The 20695-nt window shown below is 73.4% G+C and carries 15 protein-coding genes; 8 read left to right on the top strand and 7 right to left on the bottom strand.

Annotated features, from left to right (window positions below; all coding sequences use genetic code 11):
- Positions 1 to 4 precede the first annotated feature (4 nt).
- Together IPJ59_RS20110 and IPJ59_RS20105 are read right to left on the bottom strand one after the other, a co-directional pair.
- Positions 5 to 1237: a hypothetical protein gene (locus IPJ59_RS20110; RefSeq protein ID WP_293272926.1), complete on the bottom strand. Its 1233-nt coding sequence runs from the start codon at positions 1235 to 1237 to the stop codon at positions 5 to 7.
- 121 nt (positions 1238 to 1358) lie between these two features.
- Positions 1359 to 2981, bottom strand: a complete 1623-nt coding sequence (locus tag IPJ59_RS20105) for a penicillin-binding transpeptidase domain-containing protein (protein WP_293258123.1) — start codon at positions 2979 to 2981, stop codon at positions 1359 to 1361.
- Between the two features lie 412 nt (positions 2982 to 3393).
- On the opposite strand from IPJ59_RS20105, the gene IPJ59_RS20100 reads away from it, so the two are divergent.
- On the top strand, positions 3394 to 4281 hold the full coding sequence (locus tag IPJ59_RS20100) for a GGDEF domain-containing protein (protein WP_366524646.1): 888 nt from the start codon (positions 3394 to 3396) through the stop codon (positions 4279 to 4281).
- 45 nt (positions 4282 to 4326) lie between these two features.
- Here the strand turns inward: IPJ59_RS20100 and IPJ59_RS20095 are convergent, their stop codons facing one another.
- Positions 4327 to 4617, bottom strand: a complete 291-nt coding sequence (locus IPJ59_RS20095; protein ID WP_293272925.1) for a TMEM165/GDT1 family protein — start codon at positions 4615 to 4617, stop codon at positions 4327 to 4329.
- An 81-nt stretch (positions 4618 to 4698) separates the two neighbouring features.
- Between IPJ59_RS20095 and mutL the strand changes: the two genes are divergently transcribed.
- From mutL to IPJ59_RS20075, 4 genes are read left to right on the top strand one after another with little or no spacing between them, the layout of a single operon-like run.
- Positions 4699 to 7209 carry a DNA mismatch repair endonuclease MutL gene (gene mutL, locus IPJ59_RS20090; RefSeq protein ID WP_293272924.1) on the top strand — a complete coding sequence of 837 codons (2511 nt, stop codon included), beginning with the start codon at positions 4699 to 4701 and terminating at the stop codon, positions 7207 to 7209.
- Between the two features lie 37 nt (positions 7210 to 7246).
- The gene (gene miaA, locus IPJ59_RS20085) at positions 7247 to 8275 is read left to right on the top strand and encodes a tRNA (adenosine(37)-N6)-dimethylallyltransferase MiaA (RefSeq protein ID WP_293272923.1); all 1029 of its coding nucleotides are present in this window, start codon (positions 7247 to 7249) and stop codon (positions 8273 to 8275) included.
- Complete coding sequence (locus IPJ59_RS20080) at positions 8272 to 9240, top strand: acetyl-CoA carboxylase carboxyltransferase subunit alpha (protein ID WP_366524645.1); 969 nt, start codon at positions 8272 to 8274, stop codon at positions 9238 to 9240. Before miaA ends, IPJ59_RS20080 begins: the two co-directional genes overlap by 4 nt.
- Complete coding sequence (locus tag IPJ59_RS20075; protein WP_293272922.1) at positions 9237 to 11414, top strand: rhomboid family intramembrane serine protease; 2178 nt, start codon at positions 9237 to 9239, stop codon at positions 11412 to 11414. Before IPJ59_RS20080 ends, IPJ59_RS20075 begins: the two co-directional genes overlap by 4 nt.
- Before the next feature lie 109 nt (positions 11415 to 11523).
- Here IPJ59_RS20075 and IPJ59_RS20070 read toward each other — a convergent pair whose 3' ends face one another.
- Together IPJ59_RS20070 and IPJ59_RS20065 are read right to left on the bottom strand one after the other, a co-directional pair.
- Positions 11524 to 12042 carry a helix-turn-helix domain-containing protein gene (locus IPJ59_RS20070; RefSeq protein ID WP_293272921.1) on the bottom strand — a complete coding sequence of 173 codons (519 nt, stop codon included), beginning with the start codon at positions 12040 to 12042 and terminating at the stop codon, positions 11524 to 11526.
- Between the two features lie 223 nt (positions 12043 to 12265).
- Positions 12266 to 12883 (bottom strand): RNA polymerase sigma factor, encoded by a 618-nt coding sequence (locus IPJ59_RS20065; protein ID WP_293258107.1) that lies wholly within the window; start codon positions 12881 to 12883, stop codon positions 12266 to 12268.
- Between the two features lie 59 nt (positions 12884 to 12942).
- On the opposite strand from IPJ59_RS20065, the gene IPJ59_RS20060 reads away from it, so the two are divergent.
- From IPJ59_RS20060 to IPJ59_RS20050, 3 genes are all read left to right on the top strand, one after another.
- Positions 12943 to 16806, top strand: coding sequence for a serine/threonine-protein kinase (locus IPJ59_RS20060; RefSeq protein ID WP_293272920.1), 3864 nt, complete (start codon positions 12943 to 12945; stop codon positions 16804 to 16806).
- 78 nt (positions 16807 to 16884) lie between these two features.
- Complete coding sequence (gene arfB, locus IPJ59_RS20055) at positions 16885 to 17286, top strand: alternative ribosome rescue aminoacyl-tRNA hydrolase ArfB (protein ID WP_293258103.1); 402 nt, start codon at positions 16885 to 16887, stop codon at positions 17284 to 17286.
- Between the two features lie 130 nt (positions 17287 to 17416).
- On the top strand, positions 17417 to 17761 hold the full coding sequence (locus IPJ59_RS20050) for a c-type cytochrome (protein ID WP_293258101.1): 345 nt from the start codon (positions 17417 to 17419) through the stop codon (positions 17759 to 17761).
- A 223-nt stretch (positions 17762 to 17984) separates the two neighbouring features.
- On the opposite strand, the gene IPJ59_RS20045 is transcribed toward IPJ59_RS20050, so the two are convergent.
- Together IPJ59_RS20045 and IPJ59_RS20040 are read right to left on the bottom strand one after the other, a co-directional pair.
- On the bottom strand, positions 17985 to 19085 hold the full coding sequence (locus IPJ59_RS20045; protein WP_293272919.1) for an adenylate/guanylate cyclase domain-containing protein: 1101 nt from the start codon (positions 19083 to 19085) through the stop codon (positions 17985 to 17987).
- Positions 19086 to 19149: 64 nt separating this feature from the next.
- Complete coding sequence (locus IPJ59_RS20040) at positions 19150 to 20619, bottom strand: response regulator (protein WP_293272918.1); 1470 nt, start codon at positions 20617 to 20619, stop codon at positions 19150 to 19152.
- Positions 20620 to 20695: the final 76 nt, after the last annotated feature.

Below are 20695 nucleotides of genomic sequence, written 5' to 3'. Positions count from 1 at the left end.
CATGTCAGAAGCGGAACGCGTAGCCGATGGCGCTGGTCAGCACGAACCTGGCCCGAGGGACATCCTGCAGGACGTGGCCGTCGCAGGCATTGGGCCCATTGGGATCAGCAGGAGCGAGTGGGCCGCGGCCGAAGCCGTGAAAGGCGGAGGTCAAGTGCATGCCGAGCTCGTGGTTGCGGCGGGCTCCCACTAACACAGCGAACCCGATGCGTCCACCGACCACCCCGCCGGCGCGCGCGGCCACCAGCGTGCCCGTGCTCTGGATCGCACAGGTCGGGAGCGGCTGGCCTGCGCGCACGCGGAGGGCCTCGCGGGCGGCGCCGGCGAAGCCGCCGATCGGGAGCTCGAAGCGCCGCTTGTGGCCGAGGGGCAGCGCGGCGCCGAGGTCGAGCAGGAAGGTCTGCGTCGATAGGGCAAGATTGGTTTTTTCGGTCTCCACGGGGAGCGCGAGGGTCAGTTGTCCGCCGAGTGCGAGGCGTCGGCGCATGCCGAGCAATGCGCCGCCGCGGAGGACGAGCAGGCTCTGAAAGCCGCCGTCGAGGTCGGTGCGCGTGACCAGCTGCGGCTGGCTGGTGAGGCCGAGGAGGACGCCGAGGTAGCCGCGGGACAGCGGGATCGCGGGGGCTGGTGTGGGGGCTGGCGCGGGGCCTGGCGCAGGGATCGCTGTCGGGGCAGGGATCGCGTCGAGGGGGCGCAAGAGCGGGTCGCCGGTCGGGCGATCGGGCTGCGGCGCGGGGTCCATCGGGTCGCGGAGTCGCGGTGGGGTCGCCGGGGTGCCGCCGAGGGCGCGGACCGTGTCGGCGACGGCGTCGCGATCGTCGGCTGACGGCGCGGCGCGCAGGTAGGTGTTGAAGGCGTCGATCGCCGCGCTGGCGTGGCGGGCGGCGGGCTCGGCGTCGCCGCGGGCGTCAGCGGCGCGGTACAGCCGGGTGTGGCACACGCCGAGGTTGTAGTGGATCTTCGGCGCGGGGCGCAGCGCGAGGGCGGCCTCGAAGTGGGTGATCGCGGCGGCGTAGTCGGAGCGGTCGAAGGCGGCGCGCGCGTCGGCGACGGCCTGGCTGGCGCGGGCCTGGATCGCGGGGTCGGGCGGGGCGGCGGCGCGGGCCGGCAGGGCTGGCGCGAGCAGGAGGGCGCAGGCGAGGGCGGCCCAGAGTCCGGGCGGCGCGCCGTGGCGCCGGGTGCGGGGTGGCGCTTGGGACAGGTCCTTGGGGACAGGTCTGGGTGGCGCTTGGGACATGTCCGTAGGGACAGGTCCGGGTAGCGCCTGGGACAGGTCCGTGGGGACAGGTGGCGCGGGCAGGTGTGTGCGCGGCGGGAGCGGTGCCCTGGGCGGCGGGCGCACGCGCGGGTGCACGGCGTCAGACCCCGCTGGGCTTGCCTGGCCGGGCGCTTGGCTGGGTCGGCCGCTGGCCGGCGGGGGGCTTCTTGGCGACCGGGCCGGGGATCGGCGGCAGGGCGTCGGGGGCGATGGCGCCGGGCTTGGCGGCGAGGGGCTCGGGCTTGCGCGGCTCGGGCCTGTCGGGCTTGTCTTGCCTGTCGGGTTGCTCGGGCTTGTCGGCGCGGGCGACCGCGGGGCGGGCCTGGCCGGGGAGCTCCAGGCCCTGGGCGCCGAGGCGGGCGTCGCGGTGCTCAGCGATCGCGGTGCGGCGCTGGAGGTAGATCTGGACCAGGCGGCGGGCGGCGTAGTGGGCCTTGATCTGCCACTTCGGCTCGTTGGCGACGAGCACGGCGAAGGCGATCTCGGGGCGCTCGGCGGGGGCATAGCCGACGAACCAGTTGTAGTTGAGGCCCGGGGCGCGCTTGCCGGTGAGGCTGCCGGTCTTGCCGGCGACCTCGATGTCGGTGATGTAGTAGACGCCCTGGCGGTCGCGGAAGCTGCCGCGGGCGGTGCCCTCGGAGGTGGTGCGGACCATCATCTCGCCGACCTGCTGGGCGATGTCCTTGGGGAGGACGCGCTCGCTGCGGGGGAGGGCGGGGGTGCGGTCGACGCCGTCGGGGCCGCGGACCTGGGCGAGCACGTGCGGCGGCTGGTAGATGCCGTCGCGGGCGAAGATGCTGGCCATGAGGGCGCCGTGCAGCGGGCTCATGTCGACGTGCCAGAAGCCGGCGGCGACGCGGGCGCGCTCCTTGGCGTCGGCGGGGATGAGGGCTGGGCTGCGCTCGACGGGGAATTCGAAGGGGATGTCGCTCTCGAACTTGAAGGTCTTGGCGATGTCGAGGAGGCCGTCGGCGCTCATGTGCTTGAGGGCCATCTTGGCGACCACGACGTTGTGGCTGTGGGCGATCGCGCCGCCGAGGTCGTCGCAGCGCTCGTCGCGGGCGGGGTCGTCGGCGAGGAGCTCGTCGGTGATGCCGTGGAGGCCGCCGGTGAAGCAGACCTTGGTCTTGTTGTTGACCGACTTGTTCTTCAGCAGGCCGGCGGCGGTGACGAGCTTGAAGGTGGAGGCGGCCGGGGCCCAGGCGGTGGTGACGATCTCCAGCGGGTCGACCTGGGGGTCCATGGTCGAGTGGCCGGCCATCGCCAGGACCGAGTTGTCCTGGACGTCGAGGATCACGGCGGCGGCGTAGGGGACCTCGCGGTTGCGGAAGATCTGGAGGGCCGCGTCTTGGAGGACCGGGTCGAGGGTGTAGAGGATGCGGTGGCCGTCGCTCAGCTCCTGGACGAGGCGGCTGTCGCCGAGGTTGCTGGCGAGGCCGGCGAAGTCGGGGTCGCTCGACTTGCCGGCGGCCTTGGCGGGCGCCTCGGGGACCGGGCCGATCGGGACCGGCTTGAGGGCGCCGAGGTCGAGGCGGTCCTGCCACGGGAGGGCGGCGAGCGGGGTGGGCTCGCTGGCGGAATCGGGGGCGCTGCTGACGGCGGTGCGCACGGCGTCGTGGGTGTCCGGGACCGTCTGTCGCTGCACGTAGAACGCGATGGCGCCGAGGGTCGCGATGAAGAACACCGCGCCGAAACCGCCGAGCCGTGTGCGTGGGGCCGACATGCAGCGGCGGTCCTAGCACCGAGCTGACGTGGCGGTCAAAAACCTGGCGTGGAAGCGCGTCCGTGGTCGTTCGTTGCGAGCGTCTGGGGCTGGAGATCTCGGCCGCGGGGCGCCTGTGAGGGGTGACTCGACATGGGGGCGCCCCGGGACATGGTCGGGCGGCCATGGCGGGCTGCTCGCAAGTTGTTGGTACGTGATCACGAGGGTGTGTTGCGGCCGAACGCAGCGGGGTGCGGCCCGACCCTCCGGCGAGTCATCGTGCGAGTCGCCGCGTGTGCGTGGCTTCGAGCCTACATCGTGGGTGGGGGGCGCACCAACTTCGCCCGGAGCACGGGCTCAGCGTTCGCGGGACAGCCGGGGTCTGGTACCCTCCCGGGCAGGGAGTCCCGACCACGGGGCTGGGCGCGTGCCTATGCGTGACGAGACGATTGTCACAGTCATCAACAAGTCCGACGAAGCCGGGGGGAACCGTCCAAAGAAGGAAGCGTGCCTGGTCGTGATCTACGGCGCAGAGCTCGGACGGAAGTACCACATCGACGGGCGCGAGATGACGATCGGGCGCGGCACGCTCAACGACATCTGCGTCAGCCAGGACTCGGTGTCGCGCACGCACGCGTCGCTGCGGGTCGAGGAGGCGGGGGTCAAGATCCGCGACAACGAGTCGACCAACGGCACCTACGTGAACGACCACAAGGTGCACGAGGCGTGGTTAAAGGATGGTGACCTGGTCAAGATCGGCCGCGCTATTTTTAAGTTTCTCAGCGGCGACAACATCGAGAGCCTGTATCACGAGGAAATTTATCGCCTCTCGACAGTCGACGGTCTGACCCAGATCTTCAACAAGCGCTACTTCCTGGAGACCCTCGAGCGCGAGCTCAGCCGGGCCCGCCGTTATGATCGGCCGCTCGCGCTGGTGATGTTCGACATCGACTACTTCAAGCAGTGCAACGACACCTACGGGCACCGCGCCGGCGACTTCGTGCTGCGCGAGATCTCGGACGTGGTCCGCGAGCGGGCCCGCAAGGTCGACGTGCTGGCCCGCTACGGCGGCGAGGAGTTCGCGTTGATCCTGCCGGAGATCGAGCTGAAGGGGGCGACGCAGTTCGCGGAGAAGATCCGCACGATGCTCGCGGACTCGAAGTTCATGTTCGAGGGGCGGCACATCCCGGTCACGATCTCGGTCGGGGTCGCCGAGCTGACGCCGGAGGTCGCGACCTACGACGACCTGATCAAGCGGGCGGACGCGCGGCTGTACAAGGCCAAGCAGACCGGGCGCAACCGGGTCGTGTCGATCGACTGAGCCGGTGGCGGGAGTCGGCGCGCTCGGCTCGCGCCGGAAGCGGGGTCAGGTCGGGGGAGGGCCGCGGAGGCTGCTGACCAGCATCACGGTGCCGAGGATGAGGAACAGGGCGGCCGCGCTGCGCTGGATCCACACCGGGTCGACGCGGCTGCGCAGGAATTCGCCGAGCAGCACGGCGAGCAGGCTCGAGAGGACCAGGGCCAGGGCGGCGGCGGCGAACACGAGCCAGCGCTGACCGGAGCTGGCGGCCAGGCTGAGGGTGGCGAGCTGGGTCTTGTCGCCGAGCTCGGCGAGGAAGACGAGGCCGAAGGTGGTGGCGAAGACGCGGAGGTCCATCGCCGGCGAGGATGGGGCGGGGTGGCCCTCGGGAGCAAGCGGGGGCTTGCGCTTCCGCGCCTGCTGGGCCTTACTTCGCCGGTGAGCTCGCCTTCGCCCGCACCCGTGGCGCCCGCCCGGATCGCCCTGCTGAGCCCGCTGGCGATCGATCAGATCGCGGCGGGTGAGGTGGTGGAGCGGCCGGCCTCGGTGGTCAAGGAGCTGGTGGACAACGCGATCGACGCCGGGGCGACGCGGGTGGACGTCGAGCTCGAGGACGGCGGACTGACGCTGATCGCGGTGCGGGACAACGGGCGGGGGATCCACCCGGACGACCTGTTGTTGGCGGTGACGCGGCACGCGACCAGCAAGCTGCGCGACCCGAGCGAGCTGGCGGACATCGGTACGCTGGGCTTTCGCGGCGAGGCTCTGGCGAGCGTGGCGGCGGTGGCGAGGCTCGACCTGCGCAGCCGTCAGCCGAGCGCGGCGGTCGGCACCCACCTGCACGTGCGTCCTGGCGAGCCGCCGCGGATGAGCCCGGCGGGGCTGCCGGTGGGCACCCAGGTCGAGGTGCACGGGTTGTTCGCCAACCTGCCGGCGCGGCGCAAGTTCATGCGCGCGGAGGCGACGGAGGTCGGGCAGTGCAGCGAGGTGCTGCTGCGCCTGGCGGTGGTGCACCCGGAGGTGCACGTGACGCTGCGGCACGGCAAGCGCGAGCTGCTGAATTTGCCGAGGGGGACGCTCGAGCAGCGGGTGCAGCAGGTGCTGGGGCGGCGGGTCGCGGGGCCGTTGTTTCACTTCGCGGGCGAGGAGGACGGGACGGCGGTGCAGGTGTGGTTGCCGACGCCGGAGGCGGCCGGGCGCGGGCGCGGTGGGCCGTACCTGGTGGTGCGTCGGCGGGTGGTGCGGGAGCGCAGCCTGGCGCAGATCGTGGCCCAGGCCTACGGGCTCAGCGGCGAGGCGACGGCGTGCTTGATCGTCGAGCCGCCGCGCTCGAGCGTGGACGTGAACGTCCACCCGCAGAAGTCGGAGGTGCGCTTCAGCGATCCGCAGCGGGTGTACGCGGCGGTGCGGCGGGTGCTGGCGGCGGCGATGGCGGCGGCGCCGTGGGGCGGGCTGGTGCCGCCGGCGGAGGAGCGCGCGGCGGCGGGGCGGCCGAGCGAGGCGCCGCTGTCGCTCGCGGCGATGGCGACACGGAGGGGTAGTGGGCTGGCCGAAGGGACAGGTGATGGTGAGGAGCGTCGGCGCGGTGGGATGGCCGAAGGGACAGGTGAGGGTGAGCGTGGGCGTGGTGGGCTGGCCGAAGGGACAGCTGCACGCGGCGCCGATCGCTGGAACGATTCATGGGCGCGGCGAGGCGAGCCGGTGGTGGCCGCGGAGACGCGCGTGGTGCCCGTGCTGGCGCGTGAGGAGGGCGGGCAGGGCTGGGAGGCGCCGGGCGAGTTCACGGACGGGGCAGAGCGCGAGGCGAGCGCAAGGCTGGCCGCGGGGACAGGTCGTGAGGCGGGGCTGGCCGCGGGGACAGGTCGTGCGGCGGGGCTGTCCGTTGGGACAGGTCGTGAGGCGGGGCTGTCCGTTGGGACAGGTCGTGAGGCGGGGCTGTCCGCGGGGACAGGTCGTGAGGCGGGGCTGTCCGCGGGGACAGGTCGTGAGGCGGGGCTGTCCGCGGGGACAGGTCGTGAGGCGGGGCTGTCCGTTGGGACAGGTAGCGAGGACGCTGGCGCGGCGCGGGCGGGCTATCGCCTGAGCACGCGGGCGCTCGCGCCGGACTACGACCAGCACAAGCGCGGGGTCATGGCGGAGGCGGCGGCGCTGCGGCCAGCGAGCGAGCCGTCGCAGTGGCCGCGGGACAGCGATCCGGTGGCGCGCGCGGTGGAGGCGGGGCTGCCAGGTCTGTTCGCGCCGGAGCAGATGGCGCCGGTGCGGGCTGCGCTCGAGGACATGGATGGGGTGCCGCAGGGGCCCAACAACGAGCGCAGCTCGGGGCCGCTGCGGGCCGACTTGCCGCACCTGCTGACCTGCTTGCCGGGGCCGGTGGCGCTGTTCGCCGAGCGCGACACGCTGCTGGCGATCGACCTGCGGCGGCTGCGTTCGCACCTGGTGTATCTGCGGCTGCAACGCGACCTGATCGGCCGGCGCGTGGTCGCGGTGCAGGGGCTGCTGGCGCCTGCGGTGGTGCGGCGGCCGGCGGAGGAGGTCGCGCTGATCGTGGCGGCGCGGGCCGAGCTGCTGACGCTGGGCGTCGACCTCGACGACTTCGGCGGCGATTCGGTGGTCGTGCGCGGGGTGCCGGCGCACCTGCGGCACTGCGTCGACGACGCGGATATGGCCGATCTGATCGCACGCATCGTGCCGTGGCTGCGCATGCGTACCCGCGAGTCGGACGCGTCGGCGGTGGAGCGCGGGCTGCTCGGGGCGATCGCGGCGACCCGCGGCGGCGACCCGGCGCCGCGCCTGGCCCGGCGCTGGCTGGCGGAGCTGCTCGACGCCGGGGCGACGTTGACGGATGTGCCGGGGCTGCGACGCTGGACAGCGGCGGCGCTGCTGGGCGAGGCGTCCGCGAGCTCGCGGCGCGTGTCGGCGTCGGAGCGCGACGACGGGGCGACGGTGTGAAGCGACGGTGTGAAGCGGCGATGAGGCGAGGCGCGTGATGAGCCCGGAGGGGGACAGCTCGCTGCCGCGGGCGCTGGCGATCGTGGGGCCGACGGCGTCCGGAAAGTCACGGCTCGCGCTGTGGCTGGCGGCGCGGCTGGGCCTGCCGGTGCTGTGCTGCGATTCGGTGCAGGTGTACCGCGGGCTCGACATCGGCAGCGCCAAGCCGGACGCGGCGCTGCGGGCCCGCGTGCCGCACCGACTGATCGACCTGGCGGCGCCCGACGAGGCGTTCAGCGCGGGCGACTACGCGGCGGCGGCGTTGCGTGAGCTCGGGGCGGGCCCGGGGCTGTTCGCCGGCGGGACCGGCTTCTACCTGCGTGCGACCGCGTTCACGCACAGCGGCGAGGAGATCGGGGACGCGGACGAGCCCGGGCGCGCGGCCTTCACGGCGCAGTGGGAGGCACGCGAGCGCGAGTCGCCTGGCAGCGTGCACGCGGCGCTGACGCGCGTCGACCCGGCGATGGCGGCGTCGATCCACCCGCGCAATGTCGTTCGCGTGGTGCGGGCGCTGTGGCTGTGCGAGGCGCACGGTCAGCCGGTGAGCCTGGTGCGAGCGGCCGATCCGCCGCGGGCCCGGGTGGCGTTGGCGCTGGTGATCCTCGAGCCCCCGGCGGCGCTGCTGGGTCCGGCGATCGACGCGCGTTGCGACGCGATGATGCGCGCGGGCTTCCTCGCCGAGGTGGAGATGCTGCGGGAGGCTGGGTATAGTGCGCGCCACAAGTCCATGCGCAGCCTCGGTTACCGCCAGCTCGACGCGTACCTCGAGGAGCGTGCGCATCACGATCGTCACGATCGTCAGGGCAGCCTCGCCAGGGTGGTCGCGGCGATCAAGGCGGAGACGCGGAGCTACGCGCGGCGCCAGCGGACCTACTTCCGGCATCAACTGGCGGGGGGGGTGGCCGAGGGGGTCGCGCTGCGCGTCAGCGTCGACGCGCCGCTGTGGGAGCCTGCTGTCGATCTGTCCCGAGAGACAGCTCCGTGGTTGGCGCGGGTCGAGGCGTTCTTGTCGGGGGGGTCGCAATGAGTGGCAAGGTGCTTGAGTTTGAGCGGCCGATCGTCGAGCTGGAGAGCAAGATCCGCGAGCTGAAGACGCTGTCGGGCAGCGTCGACATGGCGGGGGAGATCGCCAGGCTCGAGGAGAAGGCGGCGGTGCTGCAGAAGGAGCGCTTCGCCGCGCTGACGCCGTGGGAGCAGCTGCAGCTGGCCAAGCACCCGGACCGGCCCTACACGCTCGACTACATCGGCGAGCTGCTGACCGACTTCGTCGAGCTGCGCGGCGACCGGCTGTTCGGCGACGACCCGGCGATCGTCGCGGGCCTGGCCCGCTTCGGCGACGAGCCGATCGTGGTGATGGGCCAGCAGAAGGGTCGCAACACCAAGGAGAACCTGTACCGCAACTTCGGGATGGCCCGCCCCGAGGGCTACCGCAAGGCGCAGCGGCTGATGCGGATGGCGGAGCAGTTCGGGCTGTCGGTGCTGTGCTTCATCGACACCGCGGGGGCCTACCCGGGCATCGACGCCGAGGAGCGCGGCCAGGCCGAGGCGATCGCGACCTGCCTCGAGCTGATGGCGGGGCTCAAGGTGCCGACGATCTCGGTGGTGATCGGCGAGGGCGGCTCGGGCGGGGCGCTGGCGATCGGGGTCACGGACCGCATCCTCATGCTCGAGCATTCGGTGTACTCGGTGATCTCGCCGCGGGGCTGCGCGTCGATCCTGTGGAAGGACGCGGACGCCGAGCGCACCGCGGCCGAGCAGCTGCGCATGACGGCGCAGGATCTGGTCAGCCTCGGGGTCTGCGACGAGATCGTGCGCGAGGCGCCCGGCGGGGCCCACCGCGGCCTGACGACCACGGCGCAGGCGCTGCAGGTGGCGCTGCGCCGGCACTTCGACGAGCTGCGCGCGCTGTCCTGCGAGGCGCGCCGTGACCAGCGCTACGCGAAGTTTCGCCGGATCGGCCACCTCGAGACGGTGACGCAGGCCCAGGCGTGACGCTCTACGAGAACCTGCTGGTCTTCGCGGCGATCCTGCAGAGCCTGACCTTGCTGCGGCTGGTGCGGCGCCGCGACGCGGGCCAGCGCGTGTACACGCTGGTAGTGCTGGCGGAGCTGCTGCTGGCGACGGTGGCGATGGTGGAGGGCGACCGCTTCCTCGGGCTGTGCGCGACGTGCCTGTGCGGGTTGACGGTGGTGCTGCCGTGGCTGCTCGAGCGCGGGGCGCGGCAGGTGTTCGCGCTGGGGCAGCCGCGCTGGGCGGTGCGGATGACGGGGCTGCGGGCGCTGTTGATGCCGGGCGCGGGCCTGGGGCGCCAGCAGCAGATCCTCGCCGGCTTCTCGCTGCTCGACCGCAAGGGTCCGGCGGCGGCGCTGGGTCACTTCCGGGGCCTGCTGGCCGAGGCCGAGGACCCGGCCGAGCTGGCGATGATCCACGAGCAGATCGTGGCGATGCTGCTCTACGACCTGCGCTGGGGCGAGGCGGTGGCGCACTATGAGTCGCAGTTCCAGCCGGGCTACGCGGCGCTGCGTCCGGCGCTGGCGCTGGGGATGCTCAAGGCGCTGGGCGAGCTCGGGCGCATGCGCGACGCGGCGACGCTGCTGCGCGCGCTCGAGGAGGGGCCGCTCGGGCAGGAGCCGGGGGCGGCGGAGCTAGTCGGTCAGGCGCGCTTGACCTTCCTGGCCCACGCGGGGGCGACGACGACGGTCGACGCGGCGCTGGCGGGCGAGCGGGCGCGGGAGCTCGGCCTCAGCCCGGCGAACGCGGCGCTGTTGCAGGCGACGGCGGCGGCCTTCGCCGGGGATGAGGATCGGGCGCGGACGATCTTGCAGGCCCTGCCGACGCGGCTGCGCGGGCGCGACGAGCGGGCGCTGGCGGCCGCGCGGGCGCTGCAGGAGCGGCTGCCGCGGGAGCCGACGGAGCGCAGCGCGGAGCTCGACGAGCAGGTGCTGCGGGCGGCGCTGGGGCTGCGCGAGCAGCTGGCGGCGCGGGCCGGGCGAGCGGCGCCGCGGGCCGGCGGTGTGCTGATGACCTCGCTGTTGATCGCGGGGATGGCGGGCAGCTTTCTTGTGGCGCTGTGGCAGGGGCTGGCGGGGGTCGGGCTGCTGCGCGTGGGGGCGTTCACGCCGGAGCTGTGGCGGGCGGGCAGCTGGGGTCGGCTGGTCACGGCGCCGTTCGTGCACGCCGACCTGCTGGGGCTGTTGCTCGACGCGTACTCGATCTGGCTCGCGGGACATGTCCTCGAGCGCATCCTCGGGCGGGCGCGCATGGGGCTGGTGGCGATCGTCGGCGCGGCGGCGGGGCTGTGGGCGGCGGGGCGTCACGAGCCCGGGCCGGCGCTGATGATCGGTGGCGGCAACGCGATGGCGGTGGCGGTGCTGGTGGCGACGCTGTGGACGCTGATGCCGGGGCGTACGCCGGGCGTGGCGCCGACCGTGCGGCGCAGCCTGGTCGTGACGCTGCTGCTGCTGCTCGGGGCGCAGCTCTTGAGCTGCGTGCCCGGAGACGCGGCGCTGCGTTCGACGCCGCTGTCGCTGGGGGTCGCGGCCTTCGTCGGCTCGCTGCTGGCGATCGCGCTGCCGCCGGCGTTGCCGCGGCTCGTCAGCCGGGGGCTCGATCTGCTGCTGGTGGCGGCGCTGTGCTTCGTCGGCGTCGGGGCGTACCGCGTGGGGCAGGAGGATCCGATCGGCTTCGCGTTGGTCCATCGGGAGCCGCGGCCGGCGGAGCGGGGGGCGATCGTTGCGTTGCCACAGAGCTTCGAGCGGGTCGGCGCGGCGGGTGAACGGCGGCACGCGTTGCTGTCGGTGTATCAGGGGTGGATCGACGCGCAAGCGCTGCGAGGCGGGGCGCTCGTGCAGATCATGGTGGTCGAGGGCGTGGGGTCGTCGGGGAGCAGCGCGCTGTTTCGGGTCGATCCCGGGTTGCTCCGCGAGCTGACAATTCGCAGCGACGAGGGCCTCGACCCGGCGGCGCGGGAGATCGTCGCGGGGGCGTCCGGGTCGTGGTCGACCTACACGCTGCAACGAAACGGCGAGGCGGTCGCCCGGGTGATCGAGCGTCGCCTCGCCGAGTCGGGTCCGACGGTGTTGTTGTTGGCCGCGCCGCCGCTGGCCTTCGACCAGGCGCCGACGCTGTACGCCCGCGTCGTCGCGGACGCGGTGCTGGCGGAGTGAGTGCCGCTCGCTGTGGGACTGGCGTCGTCGCGGACGCGGGTCTGGCGGAGTGAGTGCCGTCAGTCCCGCGGCCGCGGTGCTGGCGGCGTGCCGCCAGTCACGAGCGAGCCTAGTCGCGGGCGAGGTTGCTGTTGCTGGCGTGGACCAGCTCGACGCGGCTGTGCACGCCGATGCGGCGGTAGATCTGGCGCACGTAGGTGCGGACGGTGCTGAAGGACAGGCCGGTGCGGCTGGCGATCTGCTTGTCGGTGCAGCCCGAGATGACGAGCCGGGCGATCTTCGCCAGGCGCGGCGGGAGCTGCGGCTCGGGCGTGTTGGTGGCGGTGTCGAGGGCCTGGTTCGGGACGGCCAGGTAGTAGGTCTGGCCGTCGGCCTGGATCGCGGCGCGGCGCGGCCAGTCCTTCGGATCGGAGGGCGTGCCGTCGGACTCCTCGCCGGGCTTGCGGTCGATGTTGCGCATCGCCGCGGCGTTCATACACACGACGGCGCCCTGCTCCGTGGTGACCACCGCGGGGCGACGGTAGCCCTGCAGCAGCTCGGTCAGGATGTTGAGCACCGGGACCGGGCGAGACGCGACTGGTTCGGCCTCGCCTTTTTGCCAATTTCCTGCAGGGTTTCGCGCTTCCATGGTTGTGGTCGTCTGGTTGTCGAGCATAGAAAACCGCAATTTTTGCCCGGTGAAGGCGCCGGGGTCGCCGCGCATGAACGGTGTCCATGCGGCCGTCTCGCAAGTCGGCGAGCGGGGTAGTGTCTGCGGGGGCTTCACCGATCCCAACTTCCTACAACGATGATGTATAGCCGCGAATTGGGGCCCCTCAGACTGCGGAGGCCGGGGGGCGGCCAGTGTCCGGCTAGTGTCCGTCGAGCTGGGAGCGGAGCGAGCGGACCCACTTCTCGAGGCTGCTCACGGTGGTCTTCAGGAGGTCGGGCTCGCTGGCGATGGCGGTCATCTTCTCTGCGAGGGCCTCCTTGGCGCGGCGGAGGCGGGAGCGGATGGTGCCCTCGGGGAGGCCGAGGACCTGGGCCAGCTCGGGGGCGGCCATATCCTCCCAATAGTAGAGTTCGAGGACCAGCTGGTAGTCGAGGGGGATGCGGCGGAGGGCCTCGAGCAGGAGGCGCTGCTCCTGATGGATCGCCAGCACGCTGCTCGGGGAGGGGGTGAGTTCGTCGCTCGAGCGTTCGCCGAGGTCGACGGAGTCCTCGGCGCCGCGGCGGCGCTCGCGGAAGTAGGCCCGGAGGACGTTGTGGGCGACGGCAAACAGGTAGGTTCGGAAGCTAGCTTGTTTTTGGAACCTGTCGCGGCCCTCGACGCAGCCCAGGAAGGTCTTCTGGATCAGGTCGTCGATGTTGTGGTGCACCTTGTTGGTGAAGAACCGACAGATGGGATCGAAGTAGCGTTCAAACAGCGTGTTGCCGGCAACGCGATCGCCGGCCTTCCAGGCGTCCAGGAGTTCAAAGTCCGTGGCCAAGGTGCCGGGTCAGGATAACACCGGCGGCCCCGAACGTGGGCGTCGTGATACGATGAGGTATGGCGCAGGCGGGCGGGGGCGCGGACAGCTTGACGCTGCAGCTCCAGGCGGCCCGGGCGGTGGCGGCGGAGCAGGGGCTCGAGCTGCGCCAGTTGAAGGCGTCGGTGCGGGCGCGGCTGTTCGGGATCATCGAGACGCCGCCGACCCTCGGCGACTACACGATCGTGCGGTTGATCGGCCGCGGGGGCATGGGGGCGGTGTACGAGGCCCGCGATGCCCACGGCGAGGTGGTCGCGCTGAAGGCCCTGCGCGGCTGCGAGGCGACGGCGCTGGTCCGCTTCAAGCACGAGTTTCGGGCCCTCAGCGACCTCGTGCACCCGAACCTCGCGCTGCTCTACAGCCTGGTCGTGGCGGGCGACCAGGCCTATTTGACGATGGAGCATATCGACGGGGTCGACCTGCTCAGTCACCTCCAGGCGTGTCGCTCGAGCGAGGCGATCTTCGCGGCGCTGCGGCAGCTGGTCGACGGCCTGGCGGCGTTGCACGCGGCCGGCAAGCTGCACCGCGACGTGAAGCCGACCAACGTGCTGGTCACGCCCGAGGGTCGGGTGGTGATCCTCGACTTCGGGCTGGTCCAGGAGCTGGCGGTTGGCGCCCCGGGTGAGGGCCTGGCCGGCACGCCGGCATATCTTGCGCCGGAGCTGCTGATCGGCGGGACCGCGACCACGGCGAGCGACTGGTACAGCGTGGGCGTGATGCTGTACGAGGCGCTGACGGGGGAGCTGCCCTTCGGCGGTGGCGGCGGCCTGGCGGCGCTGCGCGACAAGTGCCAGCGCGACCCGGTGGCGCCGGAGCTGCGCGCGCCGGGGGCCGATCCTGGGCTGTCGCGGCTGTGCATGCAGCTGCTCTGCCGCGACCCGCAGCTGCGGCCGGACCGCGCGGCGATCGTGGCGGCCCTGTCCCGTGGGACAGGTGATCCGAGGGTGTCCTTCGGGACAGGTGTGTCACGATCGCCGCGCGGTCCGGCCGGGCCGGCGGGGCTGGTCGGGCGTGCCGACGAGCTGGCGGCGCTGCGGCAGGCGCTCGCGGGCGTGGGCCCGGGGCGGGCGGCGGTGGCCCTGCTGCGCGGGGGCTCGGGGGTCGGCAAGACGGCGCTGGTGGACAGCTTCCTGCTCGAGGTGAGCGGGCCGGCGATCGTGCTGCGCGGGCGCTGCTACGAGCGCGAGCAGGTGCCGCACAACGCCTTCGATGGGCTTGTCGACGAGCTCGCGCTGGTGATGCAGGGCTGGCCCGAGGCGGTGCAGGCGGCGGCGGGCGGCGGGGACGTGGCGGCGCTGGTGCGCCTGTTTCCCGGCCTGAAGCGGCTGCTGCCAGGCGGCGACGAGGAGGGGGCGGCGGCGACGAGGTCGCGGACTGGGCCCTTCGCGGTGGTCTCGACGCGGGCGGGGACCCGGTCGCAGGCGGGCAGGTCCCGGCGCGCACCGGGGACTGGTGAGGAGGCGCGGCCGGTGGAGCCGGAGTCGCGCTGGCGCGAGCGGGCGTACGCGGCGTTCAAGGGGCTGCTCGCGTGGCTGGCGGAGCGCCGGCCGGTGGTGCTGTACATCGACGATCTGCAGTGGGCCGACGCCGACAGCGCGGCGCTGCTGACCGAGCTGGTGAGCGCGCCAGCGCCGGCCTGTCTGTTGCTCGCGAGCTACCGCGGGGCGGACGGCGGGGCGGCGCCGGTGGTTCGCGGGCTGGTGCAGCGTCTGCGGGGCGGCGGGGCGCGGCTGTGGGAGCTGACGGTCGAGCCGCTGGCCCTGGCCGAGGCGGAGCAGCTGGCGCGGGCGCTGCTCGGGTCGGGGCTGGCGAGCAGCTACGCCGGGGCGGTGGCCAGCGAGTCGGGCGGGGTGCCGTTGTTCGTGCACGAGCTCGTGCACGAGGTGCTGGCGTCGGGCGGGGCGTGGCCGGGGCGGCTCGAGGACCTGATCGCGGCGCGGGTGCAGCGGTTGCCGCCGACGGCCCGCGACGTGCTCGAGCTGCTCGCGGTGGCGGCGCGCCCGCTGGCGCACGGGCTGGTGCTGGGGCTGCCGGGCGGGGCGTCGCTGGGGCGGGCGGCGCTGCAGACCCTGAGCGCGGCGCGGCTGGTGCGGGTCGGTCGCAGCGAGCGCGGCGAGCTGGTCGAGGTGTTCCACGACCGCGTGCGTGAGACGGTGCTCGCGAGCTTGTCGGCGCTGCGCGAGCGGGCGTGTCATCGGCGGCTGGCGGCGGCGATGGAGTCGTGGCCGGGGGAGGCGCTCGCTGAGCCGGAGATCCTCGCGCATCACCTGCATGCGGCGGGAGATCCGGAGGGGGCGCGGCAGCACATGATCACGGCCGCGGCCCAGGCGGCGGGGTCGCTGGCGTTCGCGCGGGCGGCGGAGCTGTCGCTGGCGGCGGTCCGGCTGTGTCCGGTGGAGGACGCCGTGGGTCGCCGTGCGCTGCGGGTCGACGCGGCCCGGGCGTTGATCCACGCCGGCAACCACGCGGAGGCGGCGGCGTGTTTCCTCGCGGCGGCCGCGGAGGCGGGGCCGGTGCTGGCGCTGGAGCTGCAGCAGCAGGCGGCGGAGGCGCTGTTGACCTGCGGGGCGACGCAGCAGGGCGAGGCGTTGTTGCAGGCGGTGCTGCGCGCGTTGGGTTCACCGCTGCCGCAGACGCGGGTGGCGATGCTGCTGCGGGTGGCGAGGTCGAGGTTGTGGTTGCGGCGCAACGGGCTCGCGTTCACGGCGCGGCAGGCGGCGGAGGTGGCGCGGGAGCAGCTGTTGCGGCTCGACACGCTGCGGCTGGCCCGGCTGGCGGTCGTGAGCCTCGACCCGACGACGGCGCGGATGTACCAGCTCGAGCACCTGCGGCAGTGCCTCGAGGTGGGCGAGCCGCGGAGGATCGTGCACGCGGTGGCCGGGCACGCGGGGTATCTGGCGCACGAGGGGGCGCGGACCCGGGTGGAGGTGGCCCGTCTGCTCGACCAGGCGCGGGCGATCGCGGTGCGGCACGGGGTCGCGGACGAGCGCTACATCGACGTGTGCACCGGGATGGCGGCGTTTGGCCTCGGCGCGTGGCGCAGCGCGCTCGACCACTTCGAGGCCGCGTTGCCGGCCGTCGACGGCGCGCCGCCCAGCGTCGGCGGTGCGGCCCTCTACGCCTATTGCGGGGTGTGGACGCTTGCCTGCAGCTTCTACCTCGGCGACCTGCAGGCGCTGAGTGTGCGCCGCGATCGTTACCTCGAGCTGGTGCGGGCGGTGGGAGATCGGGCGAACGAGGGTCGGCTGTGCGTGAGCATGCAAGTGTTCGTGGCGCTGGCCGCCGACGATCCGCAGGGCGCGGCGCAGGGGCTGGCGGCGGCGCAGCAGGGCTGGTCTCGCGGCGGCTTCGCGATGGAGCGGGCGCACGCCTTCCTCGCCGAGCGGGCGATCGATCTGTACGTCGGCGAGGGCGGGCGGGCGTGGTCGCGTTGCGCCGCGCAATGGCCGGCCTTCGCGCGCTCGCACATGGCTCAGGGGCAGCACGGGCGGGTGTTTGGCGAGTTCTGGCGCGGCGGCTGTGCCCTGCTGGCGGCGGCGGAGCTGAGGGGACGGCCGGCGGAGCGGCTGCGGGCGATCGCGGCGGAGGCGGAGCGTCGCATCGTCGCGCAGGAGGTCGGGTGGGGCGACCCGCTGGCGCAGCTGCTGCGAGCGGGTCTCGCGGTGCAGCGCGGTCGCCCGGAGCTGGCCCGGACGGCGCTGGCGCTGGCGGTCGCGGGCTTCGAGCGGGTCGAGATGCGCCTGTGGGCGGCGGCGGCGGGCTGGCACGAGAGCCGGCTGGCCGGCGACGCGGTCGCTCGTGCGGCGCACGAGCAGCGCATGCGCGCGTGCGGGGTGCTGCAGCCGGAGCGGATGGCGGCGGCGCTGGCTCCTGGGCTGTTGTAGGCCGGCTTGCCAACCCGAGGGGATTGCCCCATCTTGGCGCCCGCCATGGCGCTTGGAGAATTGATCGCGGAGCCGGCGGTGCGTGTGCCTGGATGGGCGCTGCGCTGGCGTGCCGTGCGTTCGTCGGGGCCAGGCGGGCAGAACGTCAACAAGGTGGCGTCGAAGGTCGAGCTGCGGGTGGCGCTGGCCTGCATCGATGGGCTCACGGCGCGGACCGGGGCTCGCCTGCGGCTGCTGGCCGGGGCCCGGCTGACGCTCGGCGAGGAGATCGTGGTGACCAGCGCGCTGACCCGCGACCAGGGGCGCAACCTCGACGACGCGGTGGCCAAGCTGCAGGGGCTGCTCGTGCGGGCCCAGGCGCTGCCGCGACCGCGGCGGGCGACGACCCCGAGCGCCGGCGCGGTGCGTCGGCGGCTCAGCGACAAGAAGCTCGCCGGGGCGAAGAAGCGGGGCCGGCGCGTCGATGGCGACGAGGGCTGACGGCGGGCGGATGGGGGACGGAGCGCGGAGCGCGGAGCAGGCTGGCGCCGGGGACAGGTCGCGTGGGGCTGGTCTTTGGGACAGGTCGGTTCGGCGCCGCGGCGCATCGGGGCGGGTTGGCGTGCTGGCGGTGCTGCTGGCGCTCGCGGGCTGCGGGGCGGAGCCGGAGCAGGGTGGGCCGGCGGTGCGGGCCGCGGCGCGGGAGCTGTGGCAGGGGCGCTGCGCCAACTGTCACGGGGTGGACGGGCGCGGCGACGGGCCCTCGGGGCGAGCGCTCGCCCGGCGGCCGCGCGACTTCCACGACGCGGCCTGGCAGGCGAGCCGCGACGACGAGCAGCTGCGGCGGGTGATCGTGGAGGGCGGGGCGGAGCACGGGCTCGCGGCCGACATGGCCGCGAACGCGGATCTGGCGGACCGGCCGGCGATCGTGAGCGAGCTGGTGCGGATCGTGCGGGGCTTCGGGGCCTCGCCCTGAGCGGCGACGGGGTCACAGTGGCGGTCGCGTCGTCGGAGGTCCAGCTGCCCCAGGGGACAGGTCTAGTGCTGGCCCTCGGGACAGGTAGAGCTGGCCCTCGGGACAGGTGGCGCTGTCCCGGGGACAGGTAGAGCTGGCCCTCGGGACAGGTGGCCCTGTCCCCTGGGATAGGTGTAGAGGTGTCCCGTGGGACAGGTAGAGCTGGCCCTCGGGACAGGTGGCGTCAGGGTGCGCGGCGGACGAAGTGGGTGCGCATGCTGCCGCGGCCCTTGAGCTCGACCTCGCCGCGTTCGTCGATCTGCCAGCGCGAGGGGTCGAGCAGCTGGCGGGTGGATTCGCTGACCTGCACGTGCATCGGCCGGGAGGTGGTCTCCATGCGGCTGGCGATGTTGACGGTGTCGCCGAACAGGCAGAAGCGGGGGGTCTTGGTGCCGACGACGCCGCCGACGACGGGGCCGGAGTGGACGCCGATGCGCAGCTGCTGGGGGGCGCCGCCGGGGAGGGTGACGCCGGCGACGGCGTCGAGCATGTCGAGGGCGACGGCGACGACCGCGTCGGCGTGGCGCGGGTGGGCCTCGGGGACGCCGCAGGCGAGCATGTAGCAGTCGCCGCTGGTCTCGACCTTGTAGACGGGGTGGCGCTCGACGATCGCGTCGAAGCGGGTGTAGAGGTCGCCGAGCAGCTCGAAGATCTCGAGCGGCGAGTGGCGTGAGGCGGTGGTGGTGAAGTCGACGATGTCCGAGAACAGGACGGTGACGTCGGGGAAGCTGCCGGCGGGGACGCGCTTGCCCTCGCGGAGGTCGTTGGCGACGCTGCGGGGGAGCACGCTGTAGAGCAGCTCGTCGCTGCGGCGCTTCTCCTCGGTGAGGGCGAGGGCGGTGGTCTCGAGCTGGCGCTGGAGGGCGCGCAGGGACACGTGGGTGGCGACGCGGGCGAGCAGCTCCTCGAGGTGGAAGGGCTTGGTGACGTAGTCGACGCCGCCGACCTCGAAGGCGCGGATCTTGTCGAGGACCTCGTCGCGGGCGCTCATGAAGATGACGGGGACGTCGCGGGTCGCGGGGTGCTGCTTGAGCTGGCGGCAGACCTCGTAGCCGGTCATGCCGGGCATGTTGATGTCGAGGAGGACGAGGTCGGGTGGGGCCGCGATGCCGGCCTGCAGGGCCTGCGGGCCGGAGGTGACGGGGCGGACCTTGTAGCCGTGGGCGGCCAGCATCTCGGCGAGGATGCGGAGGTTGACGAGGGTGTCGTCGACGACGAGGACGTTGCCGCGAATGACTGGAGCGGGCGCAGGAGGGGTCACTGGAGTGGTCACGGGGGTGGTCACTGGAGTGGTCCGTGGGGGCGCGCTGGGGTCGGCGCAGGGGTGGCAGGGGTGGGTGCTGTGGTGCTCACGCGGGGCCTCCGGCGAGGGCGCTGCGGGTGAGCGAGGTGATGTGTTCGAAGTTGAAGCTGCGGGCGAGCTCGTCGAGGGCGGCGGCGGTGTCGGGGGCGTCGCTGCGGATCTGGGCGACGAGGCCGAGGATCTCGTCGAGGTCGGCCTGGACGCAGGCGCTGTGGAGGGCGCCGAGCCAGGGTCTGGGCAGGCCGGCGAGGGTGGTGTCGGTCAGGCTCGGGGTCGCGGCGGTGGTGGTGGTGTCTTCGTGGCGGTAGACCACGCCGAGGTGCTCGCGCAGCTTGGCGAACACCTCGGGCATGCGGATCGGCTTGCGCACGAAGTCGTCGCAGCCGGCGGCGCGGGCGGTGGCGGGGTCCTCCTCGAAGGCGCTGGCGGTGAGGGCGATGACCACCGTCTGCTTGCCGCCGGGCGAGCGTTTGATGCGGAGGGTGGCCTCGAGGCCGGTGACCTCGGGCATGCGCATGTCCATCCAGATCAGGTGGGGTCGCCAGTGCTGCCAGATCTCGAGCGCCTCGGCGCCGTTGCTGGCCTCGCGGACGTCGAAGCCGACGCGGGCGAGCATGTGGACGAGCAGCTGGCGGCTCTGCCAGCGGTCCTCGGCGACGAGGATGCGGTAGCTCGGTTGGCCGGGGGCGAGGCCGACGATCGGGCGCTCGCGGGCGGGGTCCGGCAGGTCCGCGGGGGCGACGATCGCGACCGGGAGGTCGATGCGCAGCTCGCCGGCGCCGACCTCGATCTCGCCGCCGAGGGCTCCGGCGAGCTCCTGTGCGAGCGAGGGGCCGGCGTCGCGCGGGCCGCCGGTGCTGCGCACGAAGGCCTCGAGGTCGGCGCGCTCGAGGCCGGGGAGGCGCAGCTGGCAGCGCAGGGTGGCGCGTCGGGGGTCATGCGCGTCGAGCTCGCAGGTGAGGTGGAGGCCGAGCTCGCCGGGGCGGGCGAACTTGATGGCGTTGCCGAGGAGGAGGAGGAACAGCTGGCGCAGCTTGGGGCCGTCGGCGCGGCAGTGGCGAGGCAGGCCGGGGTCACGCACGACGCGGAGCCGCAGGCCGCGGCGTTCGGCGCGGAGGTAGAGCATGTCCTCGAGGTCGTCGACCAGCTGCAGGAGGTCGAAGTTGGCGCCGGCGCGGGACTCATCGACGTCCTGGCGGGACAGCTCGACGACGTCGTTGATGAGGGTGAGCAGCTGTTCGCCGCTGCGGTGGATGATCTCCACGTGGGTGAGCTGTTCGGGGGCGAGCTTGCGGTCCTGGCGGAGCAGCTGGGAGAAGCCGAGGATCGCGTTGAGCGGGGTGCGCAGCTCGTGGCTCATGTTGGCGAGGAAGGCCCCGCGGGTGCGACGGGCGGTCTCGGCGGCGAGGCGGGCCTGCTGCAGTCCGGCCTCGACGCGCTGCAGGGGCTCGCGCAGGGTGGGGTCGTCCGCGGCGGCGCGGTGCAGCGCGGTGAGTTCGTCGTGGAGGGGGTCCACGGCCGCGGGGGTTTGCGTGGGGCGGGTCAAACGGGCCTCGGGAGGGCCTGATGGTACCCGAACTCGCTCGCGTCGC

Source organism: Nannocystis sp., assembly GCF_016714285.1.
GTDB lineage: Bacteria > Myxococcota_A > Polyangia > Nannocystales > Nannocystaceae > Nannocystis.
The sequence above is the reverse complement of the archived record's forward strand: the minus strand, read 5'-3'. Positions and strand labels throughout refer to the sequence as shown.